This is a genomic window from Bradyrhizobium sp. JYMT SZCCT0180, from assembly GCF_018130165.1.
In the GTDB taxonomy this organism is placed as follows: Bacteria; Pseudomonadota; Alphaproteobacteria; order Rhizobiales; family Xanthobacteraceae; genus Bradyrhizobium.
Window position 1 is genome coordinate 106397 of the sequence record NZ_JAFCLZ010000018.1, and the last position, 24782, is coordinate 131178.

A 24782-nucleotide genomic window follows, 5' to 3' on the forward strand; every position below is an offset into this window, starting at 1 on the left:
ATCGATATTGGTGGCGAGCTCTTTCGGCCTACTCCATCGTGACGATTTGGACGTCCGGGGGTTCCTGCTAAACCTACTCTCAATAATCTTGCTGCGTGCAGCGGCTCGACGTTCACTTCGGTCGTTTCGAACCAGAGATAAGCGTTCGTAACTCAACGATAGGAATTGCTGGAGTGGGCTCCCAAATGGACAGCCGTCAAGCCACGCTAATTGACTGCGCGCGACCAGCGCCTTGTTTCAGCGAGCGGATGGTAGGCAGATCGGAGATCGAACATGTGTGGAATCGTCGGTTTTGTGGGTCGAGGGCCAGCCGCCGCTCCGATTTTGGATGGGCTGAAACGGCTTGAATATCGGGGGTATGATTCCGCCGGAATTGCCACGCTTGAACGCGGTCTCCTTACTCGGCGACGCGCAGTGGGAAAACTTAAGAACCTCGAGAGCATGCTCGCTTGTGAGCCGCTCGTTGGTCGCATCGGGATCGGACATACGCGTTGGGCGACGCATGGCCGTCCGAACGAAACGAACGCACATCCGCACGCGGTTGACGGTGTTGCGGTCGTTCACAACGGCATCATCGAAAATCATCGAGAATTGCGCGAGGAGCTTAATCGGTCCGGCGCGCGTTTCGCCACCGAGACCGACACCGAGGTGATCGCTCATCTCGTAAGTCAGCAGCTCAAGAAAGGACGCGAGCCAGTCGCGGCGGTGCGTGCTGCATTGCCGCGGCTGGAAGGCGCGTTTGCACTGGCGTTCTTGTTTGAAGGTTATGGCGATTTAATAATTGGAGCGCGTAAAGGGTCGCCGTTGGCGGTTGGGTATGGCGAAGGCGAAATGTATCTCGGGTCAGACGCGATTGCTCTTGCGCCACTTACCGACACGATTAATTACCTGGAAGACGGTGACGTCACGGTCATCACGCGACAGGGCATCGCGTTCTTCAACGCGAAGGGCGAGCAGCTGCGGCGTTTGCCAGCCAAGATCGCCGGTTCGACCGTCCTCGTCCATAAAGGCGAGCATCGGCACTTTATGATTAAGGAAATTCACGAACAACCGAGAGTGGTCGGCCTGACGCTCGCGCAGTACGTTGATGCCGCCACCGGCACGATCAAAATGCCGAAAGACGTGGAATTGGAGTTTCGCGATATCAATCGAGTATCGATTACTGCATGCGGGACGGCCTTCTACGCGGGGCTGATTGCTAGGTACTGGTTCGAACGGTACGCGGGACTCCCGGTGGAAATCGATGTCGCGTCGGAATTTCGCTACCGCAGCGTTCCGTTCGATCCGGGAAATCTGGCGATCTTTGTATCGCAATCGGGCGAGACCGCCGATACGCTCGCCTCGCTTGAATTCGCTAAGGCTCATGGGCAACGTGCCCTTGCGGTTGTCAATGTTGCAAGCTCTACGATGGCACGCGCGAGCCAAATCGTGCTGCCAACACTTGCAGGTCCGGAGGTCGGCGTCGCATCAACCAAGGCTTTCACCTCCCAGCTGGCGACGCTGGCCTGCCTTGCCGTTGCGGCAGGGCGCGCCCGCGGTGTGCTCTCGGCCGACGACGAGGTCGCTCTGGTGCGGGCGCTTGCCGATGTTCCCAGCTACATGATGCGTGCGCTTGAGCTAGAACCGAAGATCCGCCAGCTCGCTCGCAAGATGGCAAGGTCTCGCGACGTGCTGTTCATTGGCCGCGGAACGAACTATCCGCTTGCGCTGGAGGGCGCGCTCAAGCTCAAGGAAATCACCTACATTCACGCCGAGGGCTATGCTGCCGGAGAGCTCAAGCACGGGCCGATCGCGCTCATCGACAAGGATGTACCCGTCGTCGTGATCGCCCCGGGCGACATGATGTTCGAGAAAACCATGTCAAACATGCACGAGGTGATCGCTCGCGAGGGCCGCACAATCCTTCTTACGGATCGGAAGGGGGCAGCACTCGCGTCACCCGGGGCCTGGATGACGCTTGTCCTGCCGGACATGCCGCCCTTGGTGGCACCGCTCGCTTTCGCGGTGCCGTTGCAGCTTCTTGCGTACCATACGGCGCTCGTCCTGGGGACCGACGTCGATCAACCGCGTAATCTCGCCAAGTCAGTGACGGTCGAATAATTTGGCCATCCGGCACGGGCGCGGCACCCCTTGGTCGATGGCGCGAGGATAGGGCAGGTATTCACAATGTGCATTGCGATGATAAGGCGGCCGAGCAGTGTGCCGCGGCGAAATTTTTCTTTTAGTGTCGCTTTGCCAAGCTATCTCGTGCTGTGTCCAGGGCTGGCGGCACGACTTCAACGTATTCGCGATGAATGGTGGTCGGCGATTTATTTCCATCGAACAATACGCTGACGCTATTAACGTAGACGCTCCCTCCAACAATCGTGCCCGTCTTGTTGGCAAGGCGCGCGCAGCGTGACGCACCAAGGGCGCTCATTCGAACGCGAACGCCAACCGATAGATTGGACTTCATGGGACAGTCCAGGCTGCAATCGACTCTGTGCAAGAGCTATTCTAACATACGACGATATTCGGCTGGATGCGGCCAACCAGAACACTTCCTTAGCGCAGAAGGGGTTTTTAAGGAGTACCCCAATTGGGTGGTAGACTTTGGCGCGTCGTCTGGCGACAGTCTAGGTGCGATTCGTGCAGCTCTTGATCAACGCGGGCTGTGTGCCGGCCGGCGCGCGGTCATCGAAGGCCTCGATCAGGGCGACACGAACGAATGCTATTCAAATATTGTTCATCCGTCGGTTTCGTGCGTTTTCGAGCGGAGGCAAAATGCGTATTGCTCTGCCATACGCGGCTATTGTCTGGTGCATCGCTGTTGCGATTTGGATCGCCTTGGGCACCGCGCTATAGCAGGCGCTTCGGTAGTAACGTCGCTGTTCATGCATCGACCTAAGCCTACTCGACATTGTAGAGCGCGGCCGAATTGTCCCCAGCGCTGGGGCCGTTAATTTTTTATCTAAGCACTTTTCATCACCAATGCCCGCCGATACTGACGTCCCACAACGCGCTGTGACCGCAAACGTTCCAATGAAGGCTTGGCTAGACTCACGAGTGACCCCCTCATACCCTGCGGCAGGCCCTCACGCGGGTCAAAGCAATGATACTCTCTCGACATAGCCCCGCCCGGTGAAGGTAGGGCTTTTTCGTCCATCAGGAAAACGCATTCTTGACCCGTAGCATCGCGGGAGACGCCGGGTTTGGACCTTCACCCAATTGGATGAGCCCGGCATGCATATCGATCACGGCGACACCAAACTTCGAAACGCTCGTAAAATTACGCAATCCGGAATTGTAGCCGCAAATTTCGTCCTTTGCCACAAGGTCGGGCTTGGGTGGTCGCGCGTACCGAGTACTAGCTGGGAATTCCGCGACGGCCTTTTACGAATGAGAGCCTCACCATGCTGGATGGACTACCAGGTTACGAAGCCGTCCGGGGAGCGCTGGCTGCCGACGACGCGGTGGAGCGCGAGGTCGGCGAGCCGAAATTCAAGGTCCGCGACACGCCGGACTGGAATAAGCATGCAGCCGACCTTGAAGCTGAGATGCTAAAGCGAGGAATGAATTTCAGCGTCTCGAATGGCACGAGGGCCAAGAGAAGCTTCCGTTCGATTGGTCAGGCCGGGCGCGTTCGCCGGCAGTAGCCCCTAGGTTGCCAATCGCACGGCAACAGATGCCCCGATAACTGCGGATGCAAAGGCGACTTGGGAACTCACACCAAGCGGCCAATCAAGTTTGCGCTTGGTGTGCATCCAGTTGTGAAAGCGCACAAGGGTGGCCAAGGGCTGGCGAGGATAAATAATATAAACCAACTTCAGTGGATCCGGGAGCATCCCCCCAACGGCACCAGCCAGGACGGCGACCATGTTCGCTTTCGTCCCAAAGATTCCGACTGCGAGGACTAGGCCCGCGAAGGCGTCGAAGCCAATCACGGCCAAATCGCGTATCCGGGCCGCGGTTATCCGCCAATTATTTCGAGCGCCGGCTCCCCGCGATATCGATCTGAGCCGATAATCCCAATGAGGGATTGAATCGATCACGAAATGGCTTGCAAAGCCCGCCACGAATGCGGCAACCGGGTGGGACGGCATCAGAGTGGCAAGAGCCGCCCCAACGACCGCATGTGTGCTCAGGATCATCTTAAACCAATAGTGGCTGCCTCAGTTGGCCGCAATCATTCGTCTGGCGCGGGGCTTAGGTCCGGCGCACACTTACAGCTTTTTGTGCATATTTAAGCTATGCCAAACGAACTCCCTGATGCGCATTTTGTGAAACTCATGGATCGAGCCTGATATTTGCGCGGCCGCTACCTCACCAGTTACGCCCAATGCGATTTCTAGGGCGATGGCAGAAGCGACGGGGCCGCTGAATGTCTATGCCGATGAATTCGTGCCGCTAATCGAAAATATTGGGAACTGGTGTGAGCGGCGACATTGGTTGGCGCACGGTTTCATGGCCGTTTACACTGCGGAAATCGAATACCTGCCGTGACTCACGCTCTGCAAATCGGCCGGTCCGCGCCGATTGAGGGCAGGGGTGACACGAACGAGGCCCGCCAACTGAGGCGGCCTTTGAGCCTAACGCCGCTTACCGGACAACGTGAAGGCACTCCCGGACAAGTTCGGCATCGCGTCGTCGCCGATTGGCGCGGCGCCGGATCGCATCTCAATTCCAGAGGTGCTGAGATGAGGAGCAGGGCGAGGCCCGACGCTACAATCCAGCGGCCGCTTTTTGAGCACCTCTAGGCTTGCAAGGCTCCGGGGGCCAAGCAACGGATTGAGTATGAAATACGCCTGGCGCCATCTCGCGAAGCCATCGGCATAAACACGGCGCCTCTGGTATTTCCGCCAATTGCTGAACTCACGCCTACTATGGCACGGACAGAATTTGCCAAGGCGCAATACTACTTTGAAAACCGTGACGAGAGTATCGGGATCTTAGTGCTGGCGACATTGGCGCAGAGATATGGCCGCGCGCAATACCGTGGCTTTTCTGATGAAGGAAATATCATTGAGCGGTTGTGGGAAGCTTCCGAGATTGCGGGTCTAGTAAAGGCGCATGGTCCCGATACTATCGAGAACGCTATTCTAGGTGCGTTTGAGGCCGTCGAAAGAAGACCTGATGAGGACGGCGTTAATCGCGGCCCCCCTATGCTTGGAAAGATCCGTCCACCATCGAGCGGCGGGGATGGATTTACGGCAATCTGCTGATCCGAAAATTCGTCACCGCGACCATATCGCCAGGCGGCGTTGGCAAGTCCTCGTTGATCGCCGCGGAAGCGCTTGCGCAGGTGTCCGGCCGGGACTTGCTCGGGGTCTCACTATCGCAGCGCTTGCGCGTCTGGCTGTGGAATCTGGAGGACCCGCAGGAAGAGACCGAACGCAAAATTCAGGCGGCCGCGCTGCATTACCGCCTTGCGCCGGAAGATATCGATGGCCGTCTGTTTGTAGACAGTGGACGGAACCAGCCTCTTGTAATTGCCACGACAGCCCGTGCCGGCGCTATGATCATTCGACCCATCGTGGATGCCCTGACCGCTGAAGTAATAGATCGTCGGATTGACGCCCTCATTATCGATCCGTTCATTCCTGCCACGAGGTAGCCGAAAACGACAACATGGCCCAAGACATGATCGTGAAAGAGTGGGGCAAGGTGGCAGATCGCGGGCAACTGTGCTGTCCACCTGATCGACCACACCCGGAAGATGGGCAGCACGGAGAGCGAGGTAACGGTGGAATCGTCCCGAGGTGCCAAATCCAAAACGGACGGCTGCCGCGTAGTTCGCGTCGTTAACCGCATGTCGCCGTGGTCTCTGACTTTGCAGAAACGCTGAAAAGCTATCGCATCAGCCAGGTGCGCGGCGATCGATACGCTGGCGAGAGGCCAAAGGAAGCATTCCAGCGTCACGGCATTGCGTACCTCTCGGCAGAAAAGCCGAAGTCGGACCTCTACCGCGACGCGCTGCCGCAATTGAACAGCAAGAACGTGGCGCTGCTTGATCTTCCGAAACTGACGGCGCAGCTGGTGAGTTTGGAACGGCGAACGTCGCGCGGTGGCCGGGAAATCATCGATCACCCACCATCCGGCAAGGACGACCTTGCAAATGCAGTGTGTGGCGCATTGCTGTTGATTCCGCGATGCACCCGAATAGTCTGGTTCACCCACGATAGCGGACATGGCTTTATGCCTGACCGCGGCTCGACCTCGATCGACGAAAATGGTCGACTCCGTCTTAAGCGAGCCGCGTATTCCTTCTGGCCGCGACATCGTCAGCGTAGAATTCAGACCCTTGCGGAAGGGGGCCTCATCCTCGAAACCCAGTTCAGCAAAAACCCGTTACCGCAAAGGGCCTTGGTGAGCTGGTTCCGGCGCGCTGCGACGAGGTTGGCCTATCCCACCGTTTGGCGGAACATGCTGCGCAGATTCTGCGCGACGCCGAGCAGCGTCGGATTGTGTTTCACCAACCGCTTGGCGTGGCGGACCGCGGACAGTGCGTCCGCGGCCAGTCGGCCGCGCATGCTAAGCGGAATGAAACTGTCGAATATCGGCTCGTGCTCCCTGCAGAACAGCAGCTTGTAGTCGTTCGAGCCGATGCCGAGGTCGAAGGCGCGATAGTTCTGGGTTGCAAAATGATCGATGATGTCGCGCACGAGAATCAGGCCGGGGCTGAATCTTGCATTCCTCGACATGGTGTAGGTGGTGAACATCGTCGAGAAGCGCTGGCCGTCGGCGACCCCGCAGAAGATCGCGATCACTTCCTCGTCGCATTCGAGCGCATGTATGTCGATGACCCGGCCGCCGTCGGCCAGCTTTGTCATGCAGGCGGCGCGGATGAATTGCTCTACGCCCGGTTCGGCGAACACGTTTGGCAGCTTCTGCTCGGCCATTCGCCGCCGCTTGACCTCGAAGAACCAGTCGAGCAGGCGGGTGATGTCGGCGTCAACCGACGCGATGTAATAGCGGTAGCCGGCAAGCCGCTGCAGCTTTCGCTCCTTGCGCCTCAGCCGGCGGCGGAGGGAATCGCTGACCAGGCTCGCCGCTGTCGCGCCGGGCTCGATGGTGCGCAGCGGGCAGTGAGAGGTCGAGGGCTCATGCGGCAGCAGCGCCAACGGGTTTTGCAGGTCGCGCCAGTGTGCCGGCTGCTGCCGCAGCGCCAGCAAGTCGACTTCGGCGCGCGCCGCGAGCATTGCCAGCAGCGCGCGGAGATCGGCCTCGGTGGCGCTCGCCGCGAATTTGCGCTCCCACAGGCCCATGTTGAAGGTTGCATGCGCGCCGCCCATGAAGCTTGCGCAGCGCACGCCAAGGACTGTTTGCAGGGCAAGCGGTAGCAGGCCCAGCGGCCGACTGTCATCATCACGGGCTATCACCAGGAACGGCGACAGCCCCGCGCGCTCACCGACGTGGCGCTGCCAGGCGGCGAGGAAGTCGAACCGCTGATAAGGCGCGACGGAATGGTTCGGGCTCTCAAGATTGCGCCAGATTGCCTCGGCGGTATCGAGATCGCGGACGGTGTCGACGGCGGCGATGCGGCTTGGTTGCGACCGCACATTTGCTTGCGACATCCGGCCTTTGATCGCGATCCGGCTCCCGCCGTCCCATAGCTCTACGGCTTGCCCATACGCGAGCCGCCTGGCGCGATACTTTGCAGTTTCGTCATCTACGGAAGATAGGTGCACGGTGTTGATGTGGCCGTCATCGCCAAGGATGCGGACCTTGTAGTCGTGGTGCATGGATGAACGACCCCGAGCGCCCCAGATCCTCACTTGAATCCACCACCATTACGATGCGACGTACACATCGCGATTAAAGCGGGCTCGCTCGCTTTGTTGCAACTGGCACTTAGGTCAGGAGCGGAGAATCGGAGTTACCTCCATCGTCGACTTAGACGGAACACTCTGACATGATGGAGGGCTGACGTCGCCGGGAGGCGACGCCTTTCCCTTGCCACATGTGGACTGTGATCAATCGGAATAGAAAAATAGCAGAAGCTCTGCGCCATGCGCTGACTCAGTAGATGGGATTCCGTTCCGCGCGCAAATTTTCGGAGCCGCGAGGGTTTAGCGGCGAAAGCCGCTCGCCGCCCAAGGACCCATCCAACCGAGGATGAAGAGTAGGAGAGGAGGACCTAAAACCATCGCCGGATAGGCGGCTCTCGGAAGCGGAGGAGCGCGTGTGGGCGCGGCGGGAGGGAAATCGCACAAAGGCCCCTTCCTATCCGGCGGCGTACAGTCAATATCGTACTTGGCCGAAATTGCTGCCGCCGCGCGCGCGTATGCGCGCGTATCGGCATCTCGCTTCCAAATGACGATCGAAATGGGGGCCGCAACACAGACCCAAAAGAGAGCAAGAACGCTCAGCTGCAGCAGACTCCTCGTCCAGTTCATCTCGTGCCGCTCTTGTGAAACACCGATTAGTCGTCAATTTCCAATTCTATCTGAGTTGAGCCTTCATGAATGATTGAGACGCCGGGCCGCTGGCGTGCGACTGGCCGCCGCTAATCAGGGAACGGCTGCAGCGCGGGGGCGAGCTGAGGCCGTCATCTCGGGGCATCGACGGCCGAGGGCCGGCCCGGCACGCCTGTAAACTATCGGGGGCCGGAAGGCGCGCGCAACGTGACGCACCAAGAGCGCTCATTCGAACGCGAACGCCAATCGATAGATTGGACTTCATGGGACAGTCCAGGCTGCAATCGACTCAGTGCAGAGCATTTCTGACACACGACGATATTCGGCTGGATGCGGTGCAACCAGAACACTTCCTTGGCGCAGAAGCGTTTTTTAAGGGGTACCCCCATTGGGTGGTAGACTTGGCGCGTCGTCTGGCGACAGTCTTAGGTGCGATTCGTGCAGTTCATGATCAACGCGGGCTGTGTGCCGGCCGCCGCGCGGCTATCGACCTCAATCAGGGCGATACGAAGGAACGTTATTCAAATATTGTTCACCCGTTGGTTTCTGCGTTTTCGAGCGGAGGCAAAATGCGTATTGCTCTGCCATACGCGGCTATTGTCTGGTGCATCGCTGTTGCGGTTTGGATCGCCCTGGGCGCGGCGCAATAGCAGGCGCTTCCGTATCTGGCAGTAAGGTCGCTGTCCAGGCATCGGCTTAAGCCTGCTGGAAATTGTGGAGCGCGGCCGAACTGTCCCGGAGAATCTTCGGTTAAGAGTCCTCGTCGCCAACCCGGCCGGCAAGAGCGCGAACGCGCGATAATATCGATCGGCTCAAGCCTGACGGATCACCTTTTCGGCGCACTTCAGGAAATTCCGGACTAACGGATTGAGAGAATCGCGGCGCCAGCAAACCGCGACATCGATGGCATCGTCGGCATCCAGGAAGGGCCTGAACACGACGCCCGTTGGACATCCGAGTTCGGCGCAGGCTGGAAGGATCGCCAGGCCTTCCCCGGCGAGGACCATGCTGAGAGCCGAGTGGACCGTTTCGACCCGGTTCGCAACCGGCATACCGACTTGATGCCGCCTCAGCAGCGACGTGACAATAGAGGTCGCGGGATCTTCGGCGGGCCAGGGGAGGCTGATCAGCGGGCGGCCCTCAAGTCTTTTCACCGGTACGGCCGCGGAGCGTGCCAGCGGCGAACCGGCCGGCATGGCCAGCATCAATCGCTGCGTTCCGATGGTGGAGGCGTCAATCTCGCTGTGGCGAATTGCAGGCATGCACAGTGCGACAGTCACGCTGTGGTCCAGTAACCGCGCCTCCCGCGTCGACGCGCTCAGCTCTATGAACTCGAGGTCGACCTTCGGAAGCGACCTTCGGAGTTCTGGAACGAGCTTGGGCAACACGGCGTGGGCGAGCGCGAACATGTATCCGACTGACAATCTTCCCCGGCGGCCCGCCGCCACCGCGCGGGCTGCCTCGAAACCTTCAGCCGTCAAGGCCAGCGCTTCGCGCGCACGTGACAGTAAGGCGCGGCCGGACGCCGTCAGCTCCATTCCCCGGGTGTCCCGACGAAACAGCGAAGTTCCTACTTCCGATTCCAGTTTGCGAATCTGAACCGACAATGGCGGCTGCGCCATACGAAGGCGGACGGCCGCCCGACCCACGCTGCGTTCTTCTGCAACGGCAACGAAGTAGCGAAGACGGCGGAGGTCCATTATCGGCATACCAAAATCTCATGCCATACCGAAATCGTATGGCTCAGCTGTGCAATGGTATTGGACCTGAAGTCAATGCCAATGTCATCTTTGCGTCAAATCGATCCTGGGACTTTAGCGTGATGAGCGACGAACTGTGCTTGCTGCCCGCCACCGAACTCCGCGCGCGGATTGTCCGCAAGGACGCCTCGCCGCTTGAGATCATGCGTGCCGTGCTTGCGCGCGCCGAGCGAATGCAGCCCGAGTTGAACTGCTTCATCACGCTCTGCGGCGATGAGGCTATGGCCGAGGCAAGCAAGGCGGAGCGGGCGGTCATGGCGGGGGAGCCGCTGGGCGTTCTTCACGGCATTCCGTACACCGTGAAGGATCTGGTCAACACCAGGGGGGTGCGAACGACCTTCGGCGCGGTCCCCTACAATGACAACGTTCCTGACCATGATGCGGTCGCCGTGGCGCGAATGCGGGCAGCGGGTGCCATCCTCATAGGCAAGACCACGACGCCGGAGTTCGGCACCAAGTGCCTGACGGATTCGCCGTTGTTCGGCCGCACGCGCAATGCCTGGAGCGGCGCGCGCTCGAGCGGTGGCTCAAGTGGGGGCGCGGCGGTTGCCGTTGCCAGCGGCATCGCGCCTCTGGCGATCGCGACGGATGGTGGCGGCTCGACGCGGATTCCGGCGGCCTGCAACGGCGTTGTCGGGCTGAAGCAAAGCAACGGCGTTATTCCCCACAGCCAGGTGCAGGACGCGTTCGGCAACCAGACCTACGTCACCCCGATGACGCGCACCGTCGCGGACACCGCCCTGATGATGCAGGCAATGTCGGGAGAGGACGCTTCCGATCCGTGGTCGATGGGATTCCCGCAATGGAATTTTGTCGAGGGATCGGCTCCAAACGGCGATTTGCGCGGGCGCAAGGTTGCATTCTGCCTTGCGCCTTCAGGCCGGCCGGTTGCGGCCGGTGTCGCAGCCGCATTCAAGGCGGCGCTTGCCAGACTGGAAGCCCTTGGGGCCGAGGTCGAGGAGATGTCCGCCGACGGATTTGAGGTGGAGCCGATCTGGCGGGCCATCAATCACACCGCCTGGCGCGCACGATTCGAGAAGCTAGCGGCCGATCATGGCGACGTGCTGAGCGAGACCTTCATGAAGCAACTGGCGCTGGCCACGAAGGTAAGTGGTGTTGACTATCAGCAGGCGATGTTTGACCGTACGGCTCTGTTCCGGCGGATTCAGAGCTTGTTGCAGAGGGTCGATATTCTCGCGATGCCAACCATCACCCGCACCGCGCTTCCGATCGATCAGGACCTGTTCGGCACGATAGAGATCGACGGGCGGGTGTTGAGCGACGTCCGGCCAAGCTGGTTTCCCTGGACGATGCCGTTCAACATGACCGGGCACCCGGCGGTCAGTATGCCCTGTGGCTTTGACGCGGACGGCCTGCCGATCGGCATTCAACTCGTCGGCAAATTCCGTGGAGACATCGAACTGCTGCGCGTCAGCGCGTTGTTTGAGGGCTCGCAAGATCTTCTTGGCCGGTGGCCGGGACTGGACGGCTAAACGAAAATGCGGCCGCCATCACACCTGATCGCTGACAAGGGACGGGCCGCCAACATGGGAATCGAGACTTGAGCGTCTTCCTTTTCCGCCGCTTTCTAACGCTGCTGGCGACGCTGGTCGGCGCGTCGCTCATCATCTTTTTCGTTCTGGATGCGTTGCCCGGCAACGCCGCGCAGATGCTGATGGGAGCGGATGCCTCGCCTGACGCCGTCCGGGCGCTGACGGTCAAGCTCGGGCTGGATCAGCCGCTGTACTATCGGTACTTTCATTGGATCAAGGGGATGCTGACGGGCGATCTGGGCAACAGCTATGCCTATGGCACTCCTGTCGCCGGCCTGATTGGGGAGCGCCTCACGCTGACCATTCCGTTGGCCGTCATGTCGATGTCCATGACGGTCGTGCTGGCCCTTTCTGCCGGAATCTATACGGCGGCAAATCACAACAAGCTCGGCGATGTGGGCGTGATGTCGCTGACGCAGTTCGGCATCGCGCTTCCCAATTTCTGGTTCGCCATCCTGCTGATCCTGCTGTTCTCGGTGAAGCTGCAATGGCTTTCGGCCGGCGGATTTGCCGGCTGGGACGAAGGCATCATTGCGGGGATCAAGTCGCTGTTGCTGCCCGCGATCTCGCTATCGGTGGTGCAGGCGGCGATCCTGGCAAGGGTCACGCGTTCGGCGGTGCTTGAGGTGCTGCGTGAGGATTTCGTGCGCACCGCACGCGCCAAGGGTTTGAGCAAGCGCGCCGTCTTGTGGCAGCACGTGCTGCGCAATGCGATGATCCCGGTGATGACGATCATGGGCCTTCAGTTCGCCAACCTGCTGGCGGGGACGATCGTGATCGAGAACGTGTTCTATCTGCCGGGTCTCGGCCGGCTGATCTTCCAGTCGATCGCCAATCGCGACCTGATCGTGGTGCGCAACTGCGTGATGCTGCTGGCGGCGGTGGTCGTCATCGTCAACTTCGTGGTCGATGTGCTCTATGCCTTCATCGATCCGCGCATCAAGGTACACAGCCTATGAGCACCCCGCTGAGCGCCTCAGTCGAGGTTGGGGGCGCCACTGCGCGTCCGCGGCTTGCGACCGGCTTCTGGCGCCGCGCGCTGCGCCACCGCAGCTTTGTCACGGGGGGCACGCTGAGCCTGATGGTGCTCTGTGCCGCATTGCTGTCGCTGGTTTGGACGCCGTGGTCCGCCTATGAAATCGACGTGGCCTCCAAGCTGCGACCGCCGTCGGCTGCGCATTGGCTCGGCACCGACGTGCTCGGCCGCGATATCGTCTCGCTGCTGCTGGTCGGCGCCCGCTCCACCATCATGGTCGGCATCATCGCCGTCGGGATCGGCCTCACTTTCGGGGTCTGTCTTGGGCTGATCGCCGCCGCGCGCAAGGGCTGGACCGAAGAGATCATCATGCGGATGAGCGACTTCACTTTTGCGTTTCCCGCGGTGCTCTCGGCCATCATGCTGGCGGCGGTCTTCGGCCCGGGCATGGTGACCTCGATCGTCGCCATCGGCATCTTCCAGATTCCGACCCTCGTCCGGTTGACCCGTGGATCGGCCAATGCGATCTGGGCGCGGGAGTTCGTGCTGGCCGCGCGCGCCTGCGGCAAGGGTGGCTTCCGCATCACGATCGAGCACGTGCTGCCCAACGTCCTGCCGATCCTGATCGTGCAGTCGACGATCCAGTTCGCACTCGCAATCCTGGCCGAAGCGGCGTTGTCCTATCTCGGGCTCGGCACGCAGCCGCCGCAACCGTCCTGGGGTCGCATGCTGAACGACGCCCAGACGCTGCTGTTCCAGTCGCCGATGCTTGCGGTCTATCCGGGCGCTGCGATCGCCATCGCTGTGCTTGGCCTCAATCTGTTCGGAGACGGGTTGCGCGATCTGCTCGATCCCCGGCTGGCGCGGGAGCGTTGAACATGACCGGGTCCGACAACGCGCCTTTGATCGAAGTCAGCGACCTCGGCGTGCGGCTCAACACCAGCCGCGGTCCCGCGCAGGCCGTTCGTGGCGTCAGTTTCTCACTGAGGCGCGGCGAGACCCTGGGTCTCGTCGGCGAATCCGGATGCGGCAAATCCGTCACCGCGCTGGCGCTGATGGGCCTCTTGCCTGACAGCGCCGTCATCAGCGGCAGCATCCGCCTCGACGGCAGCGAATTGGTGGGCCTGCCGGATGCGAACTACTGCAAGCTGCGCGGTAATCGCATCAGCATGATCTTCCAGGAGCCGATGACCGCGCTCAATCCGATGCACACGATCGGCCGCCAGGTGGCCGAACCATTGCGGCGCCACACCAACTGCTCTGCGGGAGAGGCGCGCAAGCAGGCCATCGCCTTGCTCGATCGTGTCGGGCTTCCCGATGCAGCGAAGCGCGTCGATGCCTATCCGCACCAGTTCTCCGGAGGGCAGCGGCAGCGCGTTACCATTGCCATGGCGCTGGCCTGCCAGCCCGACGTGCTGATCGCCGATGAGCCGACCACGGCCCTCGACGTCACCATCCAGGGACAGATACTCGACCTGATCGCGGATATCGTTGCCGAGCGCGGCATGTCGATGATTCTGATCTCGCACGATCTCGGCGTCATCGCCGAGAATGTGCAGCGCATGATGGTGATGTATGGCGGCACCGTCGTCGAAAGCGGCGCGACGGATGCGGTGTTCACGCGCATGGGACATCCCTATACGCAGGGTCTGTTTCGCGCTCGCCCGCGCCTTGGCGCGCGCAAGGGCACCCGGCTGAAGACCATCGCGGGCACCGTGCCGGAGCTTGCCGATCTGCCCTCCGGTTGCACTTTCGCCGACCGCTGCGCGATCGTCGAGGATCGTTGCCGCGTGGCGCCGCCGGCCGCGGTGGATGTCGGCGCCGGCCACGGCGTGCGCTGTCTCAGGACCGATGTTTCGATGACCGAAGCGGTTGGAGTTTTGGGCGCATGACCGTGCTGGACCAGGTGTCATCGTCCGCCGAACTGCCGCTGCTCGATGTGAGAGATCTGGCGCAGCGCTACACCTTGCCGCGCGAAAGCGTGTTCAAACCGGCCGGGCAGGTGCATGCGCTCAACGGCGTCACCGCACAGGTGACGGCGGGCCGAAGCCTCGGTGTGGTCGGCGAGTCCGGATCGGGCAAGTCGACCTTCGCGAGGCTGGTGATGGCGCTGGAGCGGCCGTCGTCGGGTTCGGTGTCGCTCATGGGTCGCGACCTGAACCGGCTGCCGGCCGACGAGTTACGCCGAGCCCGGCGTGATTTTCAGATGGTGTTCCAGGATCCCTACGGCTCGCTGGACCCGCGACAGACCATTGCGCGCATCGTCGCGGAGCCCTTGACCGCGCTCGGACGCATGGATCGCGCCACGCTGCGTCAGCGCGTTGCCGACGTGCTGCGGCAGGTCGGGCTGCGCGAGGCCGACATGGACAAGTTCCCGCACGAATTCTCCGGCGGCCAGCGCCAGCGGATCGCGATCGCGCGCGCGCTGATCACCCAGCCAAAACTGATCGTCGCCGACGAGCCGGTCAGCGCGCTCGACGTTTCCGTGCAGGCGCAGGTGCTCAATCTCCTGCAAGACCTGCAGGATCAGTTCGGGTTGAGCTACGTCCTGATCAGCCACGATCTGGCGGTGGTGGATTATCTCTGCGACGAGATCGCGGTGATGTATCTCGGGCGGATCGTCGAGCAGGGGAGCCCTGAGGATCTGTTCGCGCATTGCGCCCATCCCTACACGCGGGCGCTGCTCGAGGCGGTGCCGCGCGCCCGGGCCGGCGGAGTGCGCCGGCGCCGCGGTGCGCAGGTGATCGCCTCGCATTCGGTGGGCGCAACGGGATGTCCCTACGCGTCACGCTGTGCGCTCGCTGACCAGCACTGTCGCGAGGTCGCGCCTGCGCTGCGCAAGGTGGGTCCGTTGCAATCAGCCGCGTGCCATCGTGCCGAGACGGTCATGGCATTGCCTCCGGTAGCGTCGGAGGAGAGTTAGCCTTTTATGCGGGACTGGCTTAATCTGGTCGCGCGATATGTCAGGGGAGCAAGCGATGTTGAGGAAGTTAGCCATTTTTGCAGTTGTGGCCGCGTTCGCCGCCGCGCCGCTGCCGAGCCTGGCGCAGGGCAAGAAGGACAGCGTCGTCATGGGTATGACGCTGGAGCCGCCGGGGCTCGATCCCACCAACGCAGCTGCAGCCGCCATCGCCGAGGTCACGCTCTATAACCTCTATGAGACGTTGACCAAGATCAACGAGGACGGTTCGGTGTCGCCCTTGCTCGCCGAGAGTTGGAAGGCGTCGGAAGACCTGAAGACCTATACGTTCAAGCTCCGCAAGGGCGTCAATTTTCACAACGGCGAGCCGTTCGATTCCGCCGCGGTAAAGTTCTCCTATGATCGCAACGCGGCGCCGACCAGCACCAACAAGGACAAGAGCCTGTACCAGGCGTTTGAGTCGGTCACCGCGCCCGACGCGGAGACGATCGTGGTCGTGCTCAAATATTCCGAACCGAACCTGCCGTTCCTGATCGGGCAGGCCGGCGGCTCGATCGTCGAGCCGAAGAGTGCGCCGACCAATGCGACGCAGCCGGTCGGCACCGGACCCTATACGCTCGGTGCCTGGGCCAAAGGCTCGTCGATCACCCTGAACAAATGGCCGGATTATCGCAACGCCGCCGCGATCAAGCTTTCCAAGGTGACCATCCGCTTCATCGGCGATCCCGCCGCGCAGGTCGCGGCGCTGCTGTCAGGCGACATCGACGTGTTTCCGCGCGGCGCCGTGGCGCGCAGCGTGGCGCAGTTCAAGAGCGATCCGCGCTTCAATGTCCTGATTGGCGGCTCCAGGGCCAAGACCATCGTCGGCATCAACGAACGGAAGAAGCCGCTCGACGATGTACGGGTCCGCCGCGCCATTCTCGCGGCCATCGATCGCAAGGCGATGATCGACGGTGCCGTCGATGGCTTTGGCACGCCGATCGGCAGCTTTTATACGCCGGGATCGCTCGGCTATGTCGACACGACAGGCATTAATCCATACGACCCGGAAAAGGCCAAGAAGCTGCTGGCAGAAGCGGGCGTCAAGACGCCGCTGGAGCTCAGCCTCAAGCTGCCGCCGCCATCATATGCGCGCAACGGCGGGGAAATCCTAGCGGCCCAGCTCGCCAAGGTCGGCATAACAGCCAAGATCGAGAACGTCGAATGGGCGCAATGGCTGTCACAGGTGTTTGCCGGCAACGGCCCGCACAATTTCGATCTCACCATCGTCTCGCATGTCGAGCCGTTCGATCTCGTGAAGATAACCGAGCCTGACTATTATCTCGGCTATAACAACGAGGCCTTCAACGCGCTCTACCAGCAGATCAAGGCGACACCCGCCGAGGCCGAACGCGCCAAGCTGCTCGGCGACGCGCAGCGCATGCTGGCGACCGACGCGGTTGCCGGCTTCCTGTTCCAGCCGCAATGGATCACCATTGCGAGCAAGAAGCTGAAGGGCGTGTGGAAGGAAGTCCCGCAATTCGAGAACGACTTCTCCGCCTGGTCCTGGGAATAGCCGCCTCGCGAGGGGCGGTTAGCCGACCTGTCGGGAGCTGTTGCGGCGACCATTGCGCGCCTGATCGGGTGAGATCATGGGGCGGCCGCTAGTATCGCGTGCTGGCGTCCGCCTCTCACCTCGATCGCGGCAACGCCGATGATCGCGCCGACGCGGCGGGCGAGCCTTTCGACGGCCTGGCGGTCACGGACGTCGATGGAAGCCTGGATTTTGTATTCGCCGGCTTCCTCGCGGGCATCGACGGCCGCCAGCCGAAGGTCGGCGACGCGCACCTGGTCGAGCAGGCGACCGAGCGCGGCATGTAGATCGCTTGCGTGCAGCTCCAGAATGAACACGGCCGTCCCCATTCAAATTTGGAGAAGTTGTATCCGTATTTGCTGAGAAGAGGCTTCCTTTTTCCTGGCAACTTGGCGATTTAGCGATATAATTATCCTCGGAAACTAACTAATACCCAGAATAGAGTTCTTGGTTATGAAGGCGACCCGGCGGAAGGACTCTCTGCGCCTTGACGAGACCGACCGGCGCATCCTGCGGGCGATGCAAGCCGATGCACGGCTCACGACGGCGGAGCTGGCCAACAAGGTCGGGCTATCGACGACGCCGTGCTGGAACAGACTCAAGCGACTGGAGAAGCAGGGTTACATCGACGGCTATGTTGCGCTCCTCAACCAGGAGAAGCTCGGTCTGCCGGAAACAGTGATCATCGAAATCACGCTCGACCGTCACGACGAGGAGGTGCTGGAGCGGTTCGGAGAATTGCTCGCGGGCTTGCCCGAAGTGATCGAGGCCTATCTCACGACAGGAGATTACGACTATCTGGTCAAGGTCGCGGTCGAGAGTACGGCCGGCTACGAACGCTTCCTGCGAGAAAAGCTCTATCGCATTCCGGGGATCCGCCATAGCCGATCGTCGTTCGCGCTGCGGTGCCTGAAGAAGCTGACCTCGGTTCAGGTCTGACCTTCAGCTGTGCGGCTCGCGATCGCCTTCGCCCCAGACATGCCGCGAACGTTCGAGGTGGCGGCGCATCACCGCAACAGCGCCGGCCTCATCCTGCTTCGACAGCGCGTCGAGCAGCTGGAAATGCTCGCTGGCCGACTGCGCGATATGCTCCCGGGTCGAACCATTCTTGAAGCCGTGAAGCCGAACGCGATCACGTAGCGTCTCGACCAGGTCGGCGAGGGGCTTGTTGCCGAGTGTGGCGATGAGGCCAATGTGGAATTGGCGATCGGTCTCCAGGAACTCAATGAGATTGCCGTCATCGGCGGCGCGTTTCGTGGCTTCTGCAAGGTCGCGCAGTTGCTCGGTCTGCGCGGGCGTGAGGCGGGCCCGCGCGATCTCGGCGACAACAGGCACTTCCAGCAGCACGCGGATCGCGAAGATATCGTTGAGTTCGCCAGGCGACAGCGAGACCACGCGGAAGCCGCGGTTTCGCACGGGCTCGAGCAGGCCTTCGCGCGCGAGATCGAGCAGGGCTTCGCGTACGGGTGTCGCCGAGACGCCGAGATCGATCGCGAGACGCGGGACGGAATAGAGCTGATCGGGTTGCATCTGTCCCGTGATGATCAGTCCACGGATTACCTGCCTCGCTTGCTCCCGCAGGCTGGGCCCGGACACCAGGCTCGATCCGCCGATTTGTTGAAGATCCATGGCTGTCACTACCCGAAACGCGCGGGTGAGTAAATGTAACGTGTGACATATTACTGTTGACCGATGTAATGTGATATGTGATATATTACTAGAAAAGAACACAGAAATGGGAGGTTTGCCGTGGTGGAACGCATATTGATGATCGTATCCGACACTGTCCGCTGGGACATGCTCGGCTACAACGGGGGCCACGTCCGAACTCCCAATCTCGATCGGCTCGCCGCGCGCTCGATGGTCTTCGATCGCTATTATGCGTCGAGCTTTCCGACAGTGCCTGCGCGCTACGACTATCTCACCGGCAAGCCTGCCTTTGCCGGCGTCGGCTGGGGCGCGCTGCCGCGCGCCGATCGCTCGATTGCGACCTCATTGACCGAAGCGGGTTACACGACGCTCGGCGTGGTGGACACGCCGTTCTACCAGGTCAACGGTTATTCATATGATCGCGGCTTCAACTTCTTCTACGACATGAAATCCCAGCTCTTGGGAACGCCGCATTACAGCTCCTACACCGCACCCAACAAGACCAAGCGCCAGGGCGAAGGCAAGCTTCCGCAATGGCCGATCACCGGCAAGGTGAAGCCCGATCCGCGCACCGGCGAGATGGATTGCCCTGCGCCGATCACCATGGTGCAGGCAGCCAAGTGCCTGGAGGAAATCTACCAGGACAAATTCTTTGCGCTGGTCGACACCTGGGATCCGCATGAACCGTGGGACCCGCCCGCCTACTACGTCAGGCACTATCTTCCCGACTATGCCGGCGAACGCGTGCACCCGCCCTATGGCGACTGCAAGAAGCACGGCATGACGGATCGCGACATCGCGGTGGCGCGCGCGCTCTATAGCGGCGAGCTCGAACTGGTCGATCGCTGGATCGGGCATCTGCTCGATCAACTCGTCTATCTCGGCATCGAGGACTCCACCGCCATCATCTTCGTCTCGGACCACGGCTTCCTGCTGGGAGAGCACGGGCTGATGGGCAAGATGGTCCGCAGGGCGCCCGGCGAAGCGACGTGGATGCGTTCGCCGCTCTATGAGGAGATCGCCAGGGTGCCGCTGTTGATCCATGTGCCGGGCGCGAAGCCCGGACGAACCAGCAAGCTGACCTGCGCGCTCGACCTCGCTCCCACGATCTGCGACATGGCCGGCCTGCCGCGCCAGGCGGAGATGCAGGGACTCTCGCTGCTTCCCGCGGTCCGCGGTCAGCCCTTCGAAGGGCGCGATCACGTGCTGACGGCTCTGCCGCTCGCCAATCCCGGCGAGACGGTCGAAGTGGTCGACGACCTGATGCGGACGGTGGTCGAATGGCAACCTGTCACCATCACCACGAAAGACTGGTCGCTGCTCTACGCCACTCCGGGCGAGCCGGTCGAACTCTATGATCTGCGCTCCGATCCGAAGCAAACGACCAACGTGGCGCCTAAGCACCCTGCCGTCATCCGTGCAATGCTGGAGATGTATGCAGAGGACCTGCGCCGCGCTGGAGTCGCCAGTAAGTACAGCGATCCGCGCCTTGCCGCCTTGCTCGAACGCGCATGACGGTTTGCGACATCGCCCGGAAGGACTCGATGTTGCCGAGGCGGCATCGTCGAGATCGCTGAGGCCTCGCGGAAGGCGTCGCTGAGGGTGTTCATCAGACAGGGCAAAGGATGGGACAGCGAATTGCTGTCCCATCCTCTTTCGTCTGCATCAAGCGAACCATCAATCTGCAAGAATACGGTGATGATGACGGCCGTATCCTCGGCCGGCTAATCAGTCGACCCTCACCATCAGGGTGCGGCCGTTGACGTAGCCGATGGCGTAGGTGTGGCCGTTCATCGTTTTATAGCGAAACTTGCGGTGACCGCCGATGACGGCATTGGGTTCGTTGTCGCCGAGTTGGCTGTGGGTGTTGCTGGGCCGGCTGATCATGACTTTCTCCATCTGGTCGAGAGGACGCGGATATCGCTTCCCTCGGGTCGATTTTGAAGAATAGAGGACCGCGCTGTGCCGCGCTGTTCCGTACGGAACAGCTCAAGGCAGCGGAATTCGAGTACTTCATTTTATCTAACGTATTGAAAATGAAGAATTATATTGGAGAAATATGGTGCGGGCAGGTTGGCAATTTAGAGCTCGGCGGCTATTTCGCTTCGCGGCGCCCGCATGCAGGTGCCAGAGCTTCGGAGTTGCTGATGTCGTCGCTGCACTTTGTCGCAGCGATCGATCAAGGCAGCATCTAAATGCGCGCGACGCGGGCCTTGGAATATGACCCGTGACCACGTGTCATCCATTTGGTTTACAATTCGCCGTCGCGTTGACCGGCAGCTGAGTTCTGACCGTATCCCGCAGACCTTTGCTTCCGGTTGCCTGCACTTGGTAGCTCCGCTAGCATCAATTTCCCTAATACAGCGGGTTGTACGATGCGCTTCATGATTCCGGGATCGCGGCGCTATTGCGGGCATCCGCTCGATCGACGAGAGGCGTTGGGCTTCGTCGGTACGCTGCTTGCGTCAGCGGCCTTCAGCAAGCCGGCGCGCGCCGCCGATCCTGCCGGCCGCGTTGAAGAGATCAAGGGCGAAGCATTTGTCGAAGCGAGCAGCCAGCAGCGGCCCTTGCAGAAAGCATCCTCGCTTTTTGTCGGTGATCGCGTTGGGACGGGGCCATCCTCCCGCCTGACGATGTTGATGGGCGAGGACACGACGATCAAGCTCGGCGAAAAGGCGCAACTGGTCATTGACCAGTTTCTTTCGACGACCGGAGGCGAAATCTCGCTGCAGTCTGGTCCGATGCTTCTTGACCGGCCGATTGGAAGCCGGCCCGTCGCAATGAAGATCAGGAGTTCCTACGGCCTCATCGCCGTCCGCGGCACAAAATTCTTTGCCGGACCGAGCAACGGCGTTTTTGGCGTGTTTGTCGATCACGGCACGGTCACTGTTTCCGGAGGCGGAAGCGAGGTCGTGCTACAGGCAGGAGAGGGGACAAACCTGGCCACTCCGGGTTCGAAACCCTCCGCGGCCACCAAGTGGGGCACGGAGCGGATCCGCGGCGCTTTGGACAGCGTTAGCTAGCTTCTCGTTTCTATTTCGCACGGCATGCAGGCAAACTTCACGATGGAGATCCTGAAGACGCGGAGAGATTTTCCGGTCTGACGTCAATCATTGCAAACCGAGGCCTTTCATTCAGGCGGCAAATGTCCAGCAAAGATACTCTCGTTTCTCTTCTGTCGAAAACCGAACTCTTCAAGGGCCTGGCTATCGAGGATCTCGAGGCCTGCGTTCCGTCCTTTCGCGAAGCCAAATTCAAAAAGGGACAGGCGCTGTTTACGCGCGGCGAGCGCGCGACGGGCCTTTACCTCGTCGCCGAAGGACGCGTGCGACTGGCGATCGCCACCGAGGATGGTCGCGAATTGAGCTTTCGGCATGCGACAGCGGGCGAATTGCTCGGTGAAATTGCGGCGCTTGATGGCGGCACAAGGAGCGCCGATGCCACCGCCCTCACGGCGGTGACGACCTACCGGCTCGACAAGGAGGATTTTCGCAAGCTTTGGACCGCGCGGCCGGTGTTGTCCGAGCGGCTGATATCGTTCCTCTGCAGCCGGCTGCGCGACACCAGCGGACAACTTGAGTCGATCGCGCTGCATCCGATGCATGTCCGGCTGGCGCGCTTCTTCCTGGTCGCGATTGGCGACCGCAAGCCCGTGCCGGGAAAGCGGCTGCCGCTTGATCTCGGCATGTCACAGGGCGAACTCGCCCTGCTGCTCGGCGCCAGTCGTCCCAAGATCAACGAGGCACTGGGCAAGCTGGAGGAAGTCGGCGCCATTGGCCGCACGCTGGACCGAATCTTCTGCGATCCGCTCAAGCTCGCCGAAGTTGACGGGTCTCATGCTTAGCCGGCTGGGCAAGACTCATTCGGGTCTGATTGCCGGACTTCTAGCGCTCGCGCTGTTCCTCGCCGCGATATTGTTGATGCCGAGGGAATGGCGGAACGTATCTCGTGAACGGGCATTCGACGTGGTGCTTGCGGCCGACCGGCAGATCCGCCGATCGAAGCCGCAGGAGACAGCAAGCGCTGTGCCGGTCGTCGTTGTCGATATCGATCGGCGCACGCTTGACGATCTGGGGCCGTGGCCGTGGCCGCGCGAGACGATGGCGCGCCTCGTCGAAGCGGTGGCCAGTGGCAAGCCGGCCGTCGTTGGAATCGATGTCCTCTTTACGCAAGTGGATACCCGCTCGCCAGCGGCGCTGGCGCGACAGCTCGGCTCTCTCACCGGCAATCAGGATATCAGCGCGCTCGCCGGCGGTCTTCTCGACGGTGACAAGCATCTCGCCGCGGCGCTGAAGAGCGTTCCGGTGGCGCTCGGATTTGTTCTCGATGCCGACAGGGCCGATGCCGTGCCGGGGGTGCCGGTTCTGGCACGCCGCCCGGTTGTGCTGGATGGCCTCTGGCGCATGACCGGCGGCCTCGGGCCGGTATCGCCGCTGGTCGACGCGGCGAAAGGGCTCGGCGCGCTTTCGTTGCCCGGAGACGCAGATGGCAGGATCAGGCGCGTGCCGCTCCTCGTCGGCGCCGGCGAAGCGACGCGACCGGGCCTGGCGCTGGAAGCGATCCGGCTGTTTGAGCGCGCGCCGGCCTATTCCGTCGATGCCAACCCGCAGCGGATCATCGTCGGCGATCTCGAAGTGCCGCTGCCCGGCGACGGCCTGTTGCGCCTGGCCGGCGCCGATATCCGCAAACGGGAGGCACGCACCATCTCCGCGGCCGATGTCGTCAACAACAGCGCCATGCAACGTGCGCGGCTTGCCGGCGCTATTGTATTGATCGGCGGGTCGGCGCCGGAGCTTGGCGGATTGCGCGAAACGGCAACTGATCCGCTTGTCCCGTCGGTCGAGATTCAGGCCGATGCCATCCAGCAGATTTACGCGCGCCGGGCGCCACAAGCGCTCCCGTTAGGCTTTGCCTTGACCCTGGTCATGGGATTGATAGCCGTGGTCGCGGCGTCGGCTTTGTCGCCGGTGTTGGGTGCCTTTGTCGGCCTGACCGCTTTGGCGGCGCTCTGGTCGGGGGCGATCCTGGCGTCTCTGCTCGGGGATAGGCTGATCGATCCCGTTATGCCGTCCATAGGAGGCCTGTTCGTCTTCATGACAGCCTCCGTGAGCTCTTACGCGCTGGTGGCCCGTCGCGAAGCTCGCATCCGGAGCCGCTTCGAGCAACATCTGGCGCCCGCGGTTGTGAAGCGGATCGCCGAAAATCCGGGCCTCCTGAAGTTGAGCGGCGAGAAGCGCGAGATCACTGCGCTGTGGACCGACATCGAGGACTTTACCGCGATGACCCATCGCGCAGGGCCCGAGCAGCTTGTCGCCGTGCTCGACGAATACATTGAAGGGATGGCGGCCATTGTGATGAAGCATGGCGGGATGGTCGACAAGATCGTCGGCGACTCCGTCCACGCGTTCTTCAACGCGCCGCTCGATCTCAAGGATCATCCGCAACGCGCGCTCGACTGCGCCGAGGAGATCCGGATATGGGCGAAGGAATTCCAGTCCCGGAACGAACCGTCTCACATCGGCTTTGGCCGCACGCGTATCGGTATCGAAACCGGTGAAGCCATTGTCGGCGATATCGGGATCAGGTCGAAGCTCGACTACACGGCCCACGGCGATTCCATCAATTCGGCGGCGCGCCTGGAGGCGCTCAACAAGCGCTATGGGTCGACCATCTGCGTCGGCCCATTCGCGGCCGCGCGCTGCACGACGACCCTGTTCAGGCCGCTCGGTGTCGCGTCACTGCGCGGCCTTGACGTGCCCGTCGAGGTTTTCGAACCCTGGCCGCCGGAAGCCTCGGCGGATTGGCGCGAACGATACATTGCGGCGTACCGGCTGATCGAAAGCGATAAGGCCGGCGCGGCGCAGTTGTTTGAGGGCTTGGCCGCGGAGTGTCCTGGCGACCCCGTTCCGCGCCTGCTGGCCGCGGAGTTGCGATCCGTGCTGTCGACTTGAGCC

Annotated in this window: 22 protein-coding genes; 17 read left to right on the plus strand and 5 right to left on the minus strand. The window is 61.5% G+C overall.

Going from position 1 to position 24782, the window contains the following annotated elements; genetic code table 11:
- The first annotated feature begins 273 nt into the window (after positions 1–273).
- From glmS to JQ641_RS25550, 5 genes are all read left to right on the plus strand, one after another.
- On the plus strand, positions 274–2100 hold the full coding sequence (glmS, locus tag JQ641_RS25530; protein WP_211998640.1) for a glutamine--fructose-6-phosphate transaminase (isomerizing): 1827 nt from the start codon (positions 274–276) through the stop codon (positions 2098–2100).
- A 1292-nt stretch (positions 2101–3392) separates the two neighbouring features.
- The gene (locus JQ641_RS25535) at positions 3393–3635 is read left to right on the plus strand and encodes a hypothetical protein (RefSeq protein ID WP_211998641.1); all 243 of its coding nucleotides are present in this window, start codon (positions 3393–3395) and stop codon (positions 3633–3635) included.
- A 700-nt stretch (positions 3636–4335) separates the two neighbouring features.
- Complete coding sequence (locus JQ641_RS25540) at positions 4336–4482, plus strand: hypothetical protein (protein ID WP_211998642.1); 147 nt, start codon at positions 4336–4338, stop codon at positions 4480–4482.
- A gap of 380 nt (positions 4483–4862) precedes the next feature.
- Positions 4863–5201 (plus strand): hypothetical protein, encoded by a 339-nt coding sequence (locus tag JQ641_RS25545; protein ID WP_211998643.1) that lies wholly within the window; start codon positions 4863–4865, stop codon positions 5199–5201.
- The gene (locus JQ641_RS25550) at positions 5201–5593 is read left to right on the plus strand and encodes an AAA family ATPase (protein ID WP_349628622.1); all 393 of its coding nucleotides are present in this window, start codon (positions 5201–5203) and stop codon (positions 5591–5593) included. Before JQ641_RS25545 ends, JQ641_RS25550 begins: the two co-directional genes overlap by 1 nt.
- 787 nt (positions 5594–6380) lie before the next feature.
- Here the strand turns inward: JQ641_RS25550 and JQ641_RS25555 are convergent.
- On the minus strand, positions 6381–7553 hold the full coding sequence (locus JQ641_RS25555; protein WP_211998721.1) for a GNAT family N-acetyltransferase: 1173 nt from the start codon (positions 7551–7553) through the stop codon (positions 6381–6383).
- Between the two features lie 1106 nt (positions 7554–8659).
- Here JQ641_RS25555 and JQ641_RS25560 point away from each other — a divergent pair.
- Positions 8660–9046, plus strand: a complete 387-nt coding sequence (locus JQ641_RS25560) for a hypothetical protein (RefSeq protein ID WP_211998644.1) — start codon at positions 8660–8662, stop codon at positions 9044–9046.
- 162 nt (positions 9047–9208) lie between these two features.
- Here the strand turns inward: JQ641_RS25560 and JQ641_RS25565 are convergent, their stop codons facing one another.
- On the minus strand, positions 9209–10096 hold the full coding sequence (locus tag JQ641_RS25565; RefSeq protein ID WP_211998645.1) for a LysR family transcriptional regulator: 888 nt from the start codon (positions 10094–10096) through the stop codon (positions 9209–9211).
- 122 nt (positions 10097–10218) lie between these two features.
- Here JQ641_RS25565 and JQ641_RS25570 point away from each other — a divergent pair, with 122 nt between their 5' ends.
- From JQ641_RS25570 to JQ641_RS25595, 6 genes are all read left to right on the plus strand, one after another.
- A complete protein-coding gene (locus tag JQ641_RS25570; RefSeq protein ID WP_211998722.1) occupies positions 10219–11649 on the plus strand; it encodes an amidase in 1431 nt (476 codons plus the stop codon).
- A gap of 68 nt (positions 11650–11717) precedes the next feature.
- On the plus strand, positions 11718–12668 hold the full coding sequence (locus JQ641_RS25575) for an ABC transporter permease (protein WP_211998646.1): 951 nt from the start codon (positions 11718–11720) through the stop codon (positions 12666–12668).
- Entirely contained in the window at positions 12665–13561 is an 897-nt protein-coding gene (locus JQ641_RS25580) for an ABC transporter permease (RefSeq protein ID WP_211998647.1), read from the plus strand. The genes JQ641_RS25575 and JQ641_RS25580 overlap by 4 nt, the downstream gene beginning before the upstream one ends.
- A 2-nt stretch (positions 13562–13563) precedes the next feature.
- A complete protein-coding gene (locus JQ641_RS25585) occupies positions 13564–14577 on the plus strand; it encodes an ABC transporter ATP-binding protein (RefSeq protein WP_211998648.1) in 1014 nt (337 codons plus the stop codon).
- Complete coding sequence (locus JQ641_RS25590) at positions 14574–15608, plus strand: ABC transporter ATP-binding protein (protein WP_211998649.1); 1035 nt, start codon at positions 14574–14576, stop codon at positions 15606–15608. The genes JQ641_RS25585 and JQ641_RS25590 overlap by 4 nt, the downstream gene beginning before the upstream one ends.
- A 55-nt stretch (positions 15609–15663) precedes the next feature.
- Positions 15664–17160: an ABC transporter substrate-binding protein gene (locus JQ641_RS25595; RefSeq protein ID WP_211998650.1), complete on the plus strand. Its 1497-nt coding sequence runs from the start codon at positions 15664–15666 to the stop codon at positions 17158–17160.
- Positions 17161–17234: 74 nt separating this feature from the next.
- Here the strand turns inward: JQ641_RS25595 and JQ641_RS25600 are convergent, their stop codons facing one another.
- Entirely contained in the window at positions 17235–17495 is a 261-nt protein-coding gene (locus JQ641_RS25600) for a hypothetical protein (protein ID WP_211998651.1), read from the minus strand.
- Between the two features lie 136 nt (positions 17496–17631).
- On the opposite strand from JQ641_RS25600, the gene JQ641_RS25605 reads away from it, so the two are divergent.
- On the plus strand, positions 17632–18117 hold the full coding sequence (locus tag JQ641_RS25605) for an Lrp/AsnC family transcriptional regulator (RefSeq protein WP_211998652.1): 486 nt from the start codon (positions 17632–17634) through the stop codon (positions 18115–18117).
- A 3-nt stretch (positions 18118–18120) separates the two neighbouring features.
- Here the strand turns inward: JQ641_RS25605 and JQ641_RS25610 are convergent, their stop codons facing one another.
- On the minus strand, positions 18121–18807 hold the full coding sequence (locus JQ641_RS25610) for a GntR family transcriptional regulator (RefSeq protein WP_211998653.1): 687 nt from the start codon (positions 18805–18807) through the stop codon (positions 18121–18123).
- Positions 18808–18945: 138 nt separating this feature from the next.
- Here JQ641_RS25610 and JQ641_RS25615 point away from each other — a divergent pair, with 138 nt between their 5' ends.
- Complete coding sequence (locus tag JQ641_RS25615; RefSeq protein ID WP_211998654.1) at positions 18946–20343, plus strand: sulfatase family protein; 1398 nt, start codon at positions 18946–18948, stop codon at positions 20341–20343.
- Between the two features lie 213 nt (positions 20344–20556).
- On the opposite strand, the gene JQ641_RS25620 is transcribed toward JQ641_RS25615, so the two are convergent.
- Positions 20557–20715: a hypothetical protein gene (locus tag JQ641_RS25620; RefSeq protein WP_211998655.1), complete on the minus strand. Its 159-nt coding sequence runs from the start codon at positions 20713–20715 to the stop codon at positions 20557–20559.
- A 488-nt stretch (positions 20716–21203) separates the two neighbouring features.
- Between JQ641_RS25620 and JQ641_RS25625 the strand changes: the two genes are divergently transcribed.
- The 3 genes from JQ641_RS25625 to JQ641_RS25635 all read left to right on the plus strand — a co-directional run bounded on the left by JQ641_RS25625 (position 21204) and on the right by JQ641_RS25635 (position 24779).
- Positions 21204–21851 (plus strand): FecR family protein, encoded by a 648-nt coding sequence (locus tag JQ641_RS25625; protein ID WP_211998656.1) that lies wholly within the window; start codon positions 21204–21206, stop codon positions 21849–21851.
- Positions 21852–21973: 122 nt separating this feature from the next.
- Positions 21974–22672 (plus strand): Crp/Fnr family transcriptional regulator, encoded by a 699-nt coding sequence (locus JQ641_RS25630; RefSeq protein ID WP_211998657.1) that lies wholly within the window; start codon positions 21974–21976, stop codon positions 22670–22672.
- Positions 22665–24779: a CHASE2 domain-containing protein gene (locus JQ641_RS25635; RefSeq protein WP_211998658.1), complete on the plus strand. Its 2115-nt coding sequence runs from the start codon at positions 22665–22667 to the stop codon at positions 24777–24779. Before JQ641_RS25630 ends, JQ641_RS25635 begins: the two co-directional genes overlap by 8 nt.
- Positions 24780–24782: the final 3 nt, after the last annotated feature.

Coding starts and splice junctions, on each gene's coding strand:
- JQ641_RS25605 (WP_211998652.1), top strand. CDS start 17,632: ATGAAGGCGACCCGGCGGAAGGACTCTCTGCGCCTTGACGAGACCGAC.
- JQ641_RS25545 (WP_211998643.1), top strand. CDS start 4,863: ATGGCACGGACAGAATTTGCCAAGGCGCAATACTACTTTGAAAACCGT.
- JQ641_RS25580 (WP_211998647.1), top strand. CDS start 12,665: ATGAGCACCCCGCTGAGCGCCTCAGTCGAGGTTGGGGGCGCCACTGCG.
- JQ641_RS25615 (WP_211998654.1), top strand. CDS start 18,946: ATGATCGTATCCGACACTGTCCGCTGGGACATGCTCGGCTACAACGGG.
- JQ641_RS25555 (WP_211998721.1), bottom strand. CDS start 7,553: ATGTCGCAAGCAAATGTGCGGTCGCAACCAAGCCGCATCGCCGCCGTC.
- JQ641_RS25570 (WP_211998722.1), top strand. CDS start 10,219: ATGAGCGACGAACTGTGCTTGCTGCCCGCCACCGAACTCCGCGCGCGG.
- JQ641_RS25565 (WP_211998645.1), bottom strand. CDS start 10,096: ATGGACCTCCGCCGTCTTCGCTACTTCGTTGCCGTTGCAGAAGAACGC.
- JQ641_RS25535 (WP_211998641.1), top strand. CDS start 3,393: ATGCTGGATGGACTACCAGGTTACGAAGCCGTCCGGGGAGCGCTGGCT.
- JQ641_RS25620 (WP_211998655.1), bottom strand. CDS start 20,715: ATGATCAGCCGGCCCAGCAACACCCACAGCCAACTCGGCGACAACGAA.
- JQ641_RS25625 (WP_211998656.1), top strand. CDS start 21,204: ATGCGCTTCATGATTCCGGGATCGCGGCGCTATTGCGGGCATCCGCTC.
- JQ641_RS25560 (WP_211998644.1), top strand. CDS start 8,660: ATGGGACAGTCCAGGCTGCAATCGACTCAGTGCAGAGCATTTCTGACA.
- JQ641_RS25630 (WP_211998657.1), top strand. CDS start 21,974: ATGTCCAGCAAAGATACTCTCGTTTCTCTTCTGTCGAAAACCGAACTC.
- JQ641_RS25585 (WP_211998648.1), top strand. CDS start 13,564: ATGACCGGGTCCGACAACGCGCCTTTGATCGAAGTCAGCGACCTCGGC.
- JQ641_RS25595 (WP_211998650.1), top strand. CDS start 15,664: ATGTTGAGGAAGTTAGCCATTTTTGCAGTTGTGGCCGCGTTCGCCGCC.
- JQ641_RS25610 (WP_211998653.1), bottom strand. CDS start 18,807: ATGGATCTTCAACAAATCGGCGGATCGAGCCTGGTGTCCGGGCCCAGC.
- glmS (WP_211998640.1), top strand. CDS start 274: ATGTGTGGAATCGTCGGTTTTGTGGGTCGAGGGCCAGCCGCCGCTCCG.
- JQ641_RS25540 (WP_211998642.1), top strand. CDS start 4,336: ATGGCAGAAGCGACGGGGCCGCTGAATGTCTATGCCGATGAATTCGTG.
- JQ641_RS25635 (WP_211998658.1), top strand. CDS start 22,665: ATGCTTAGCCGGCTGGGCAAGACTCATTCGGGTCTGATTGCCGGACTT.
- JQ641_RS25590 (WP_211998649.1), top strand. CDS start 14,574: ATGACCGTGCTGGACCAGGTGTCATCGTCCGCCGAACTGCCGCTGCTC.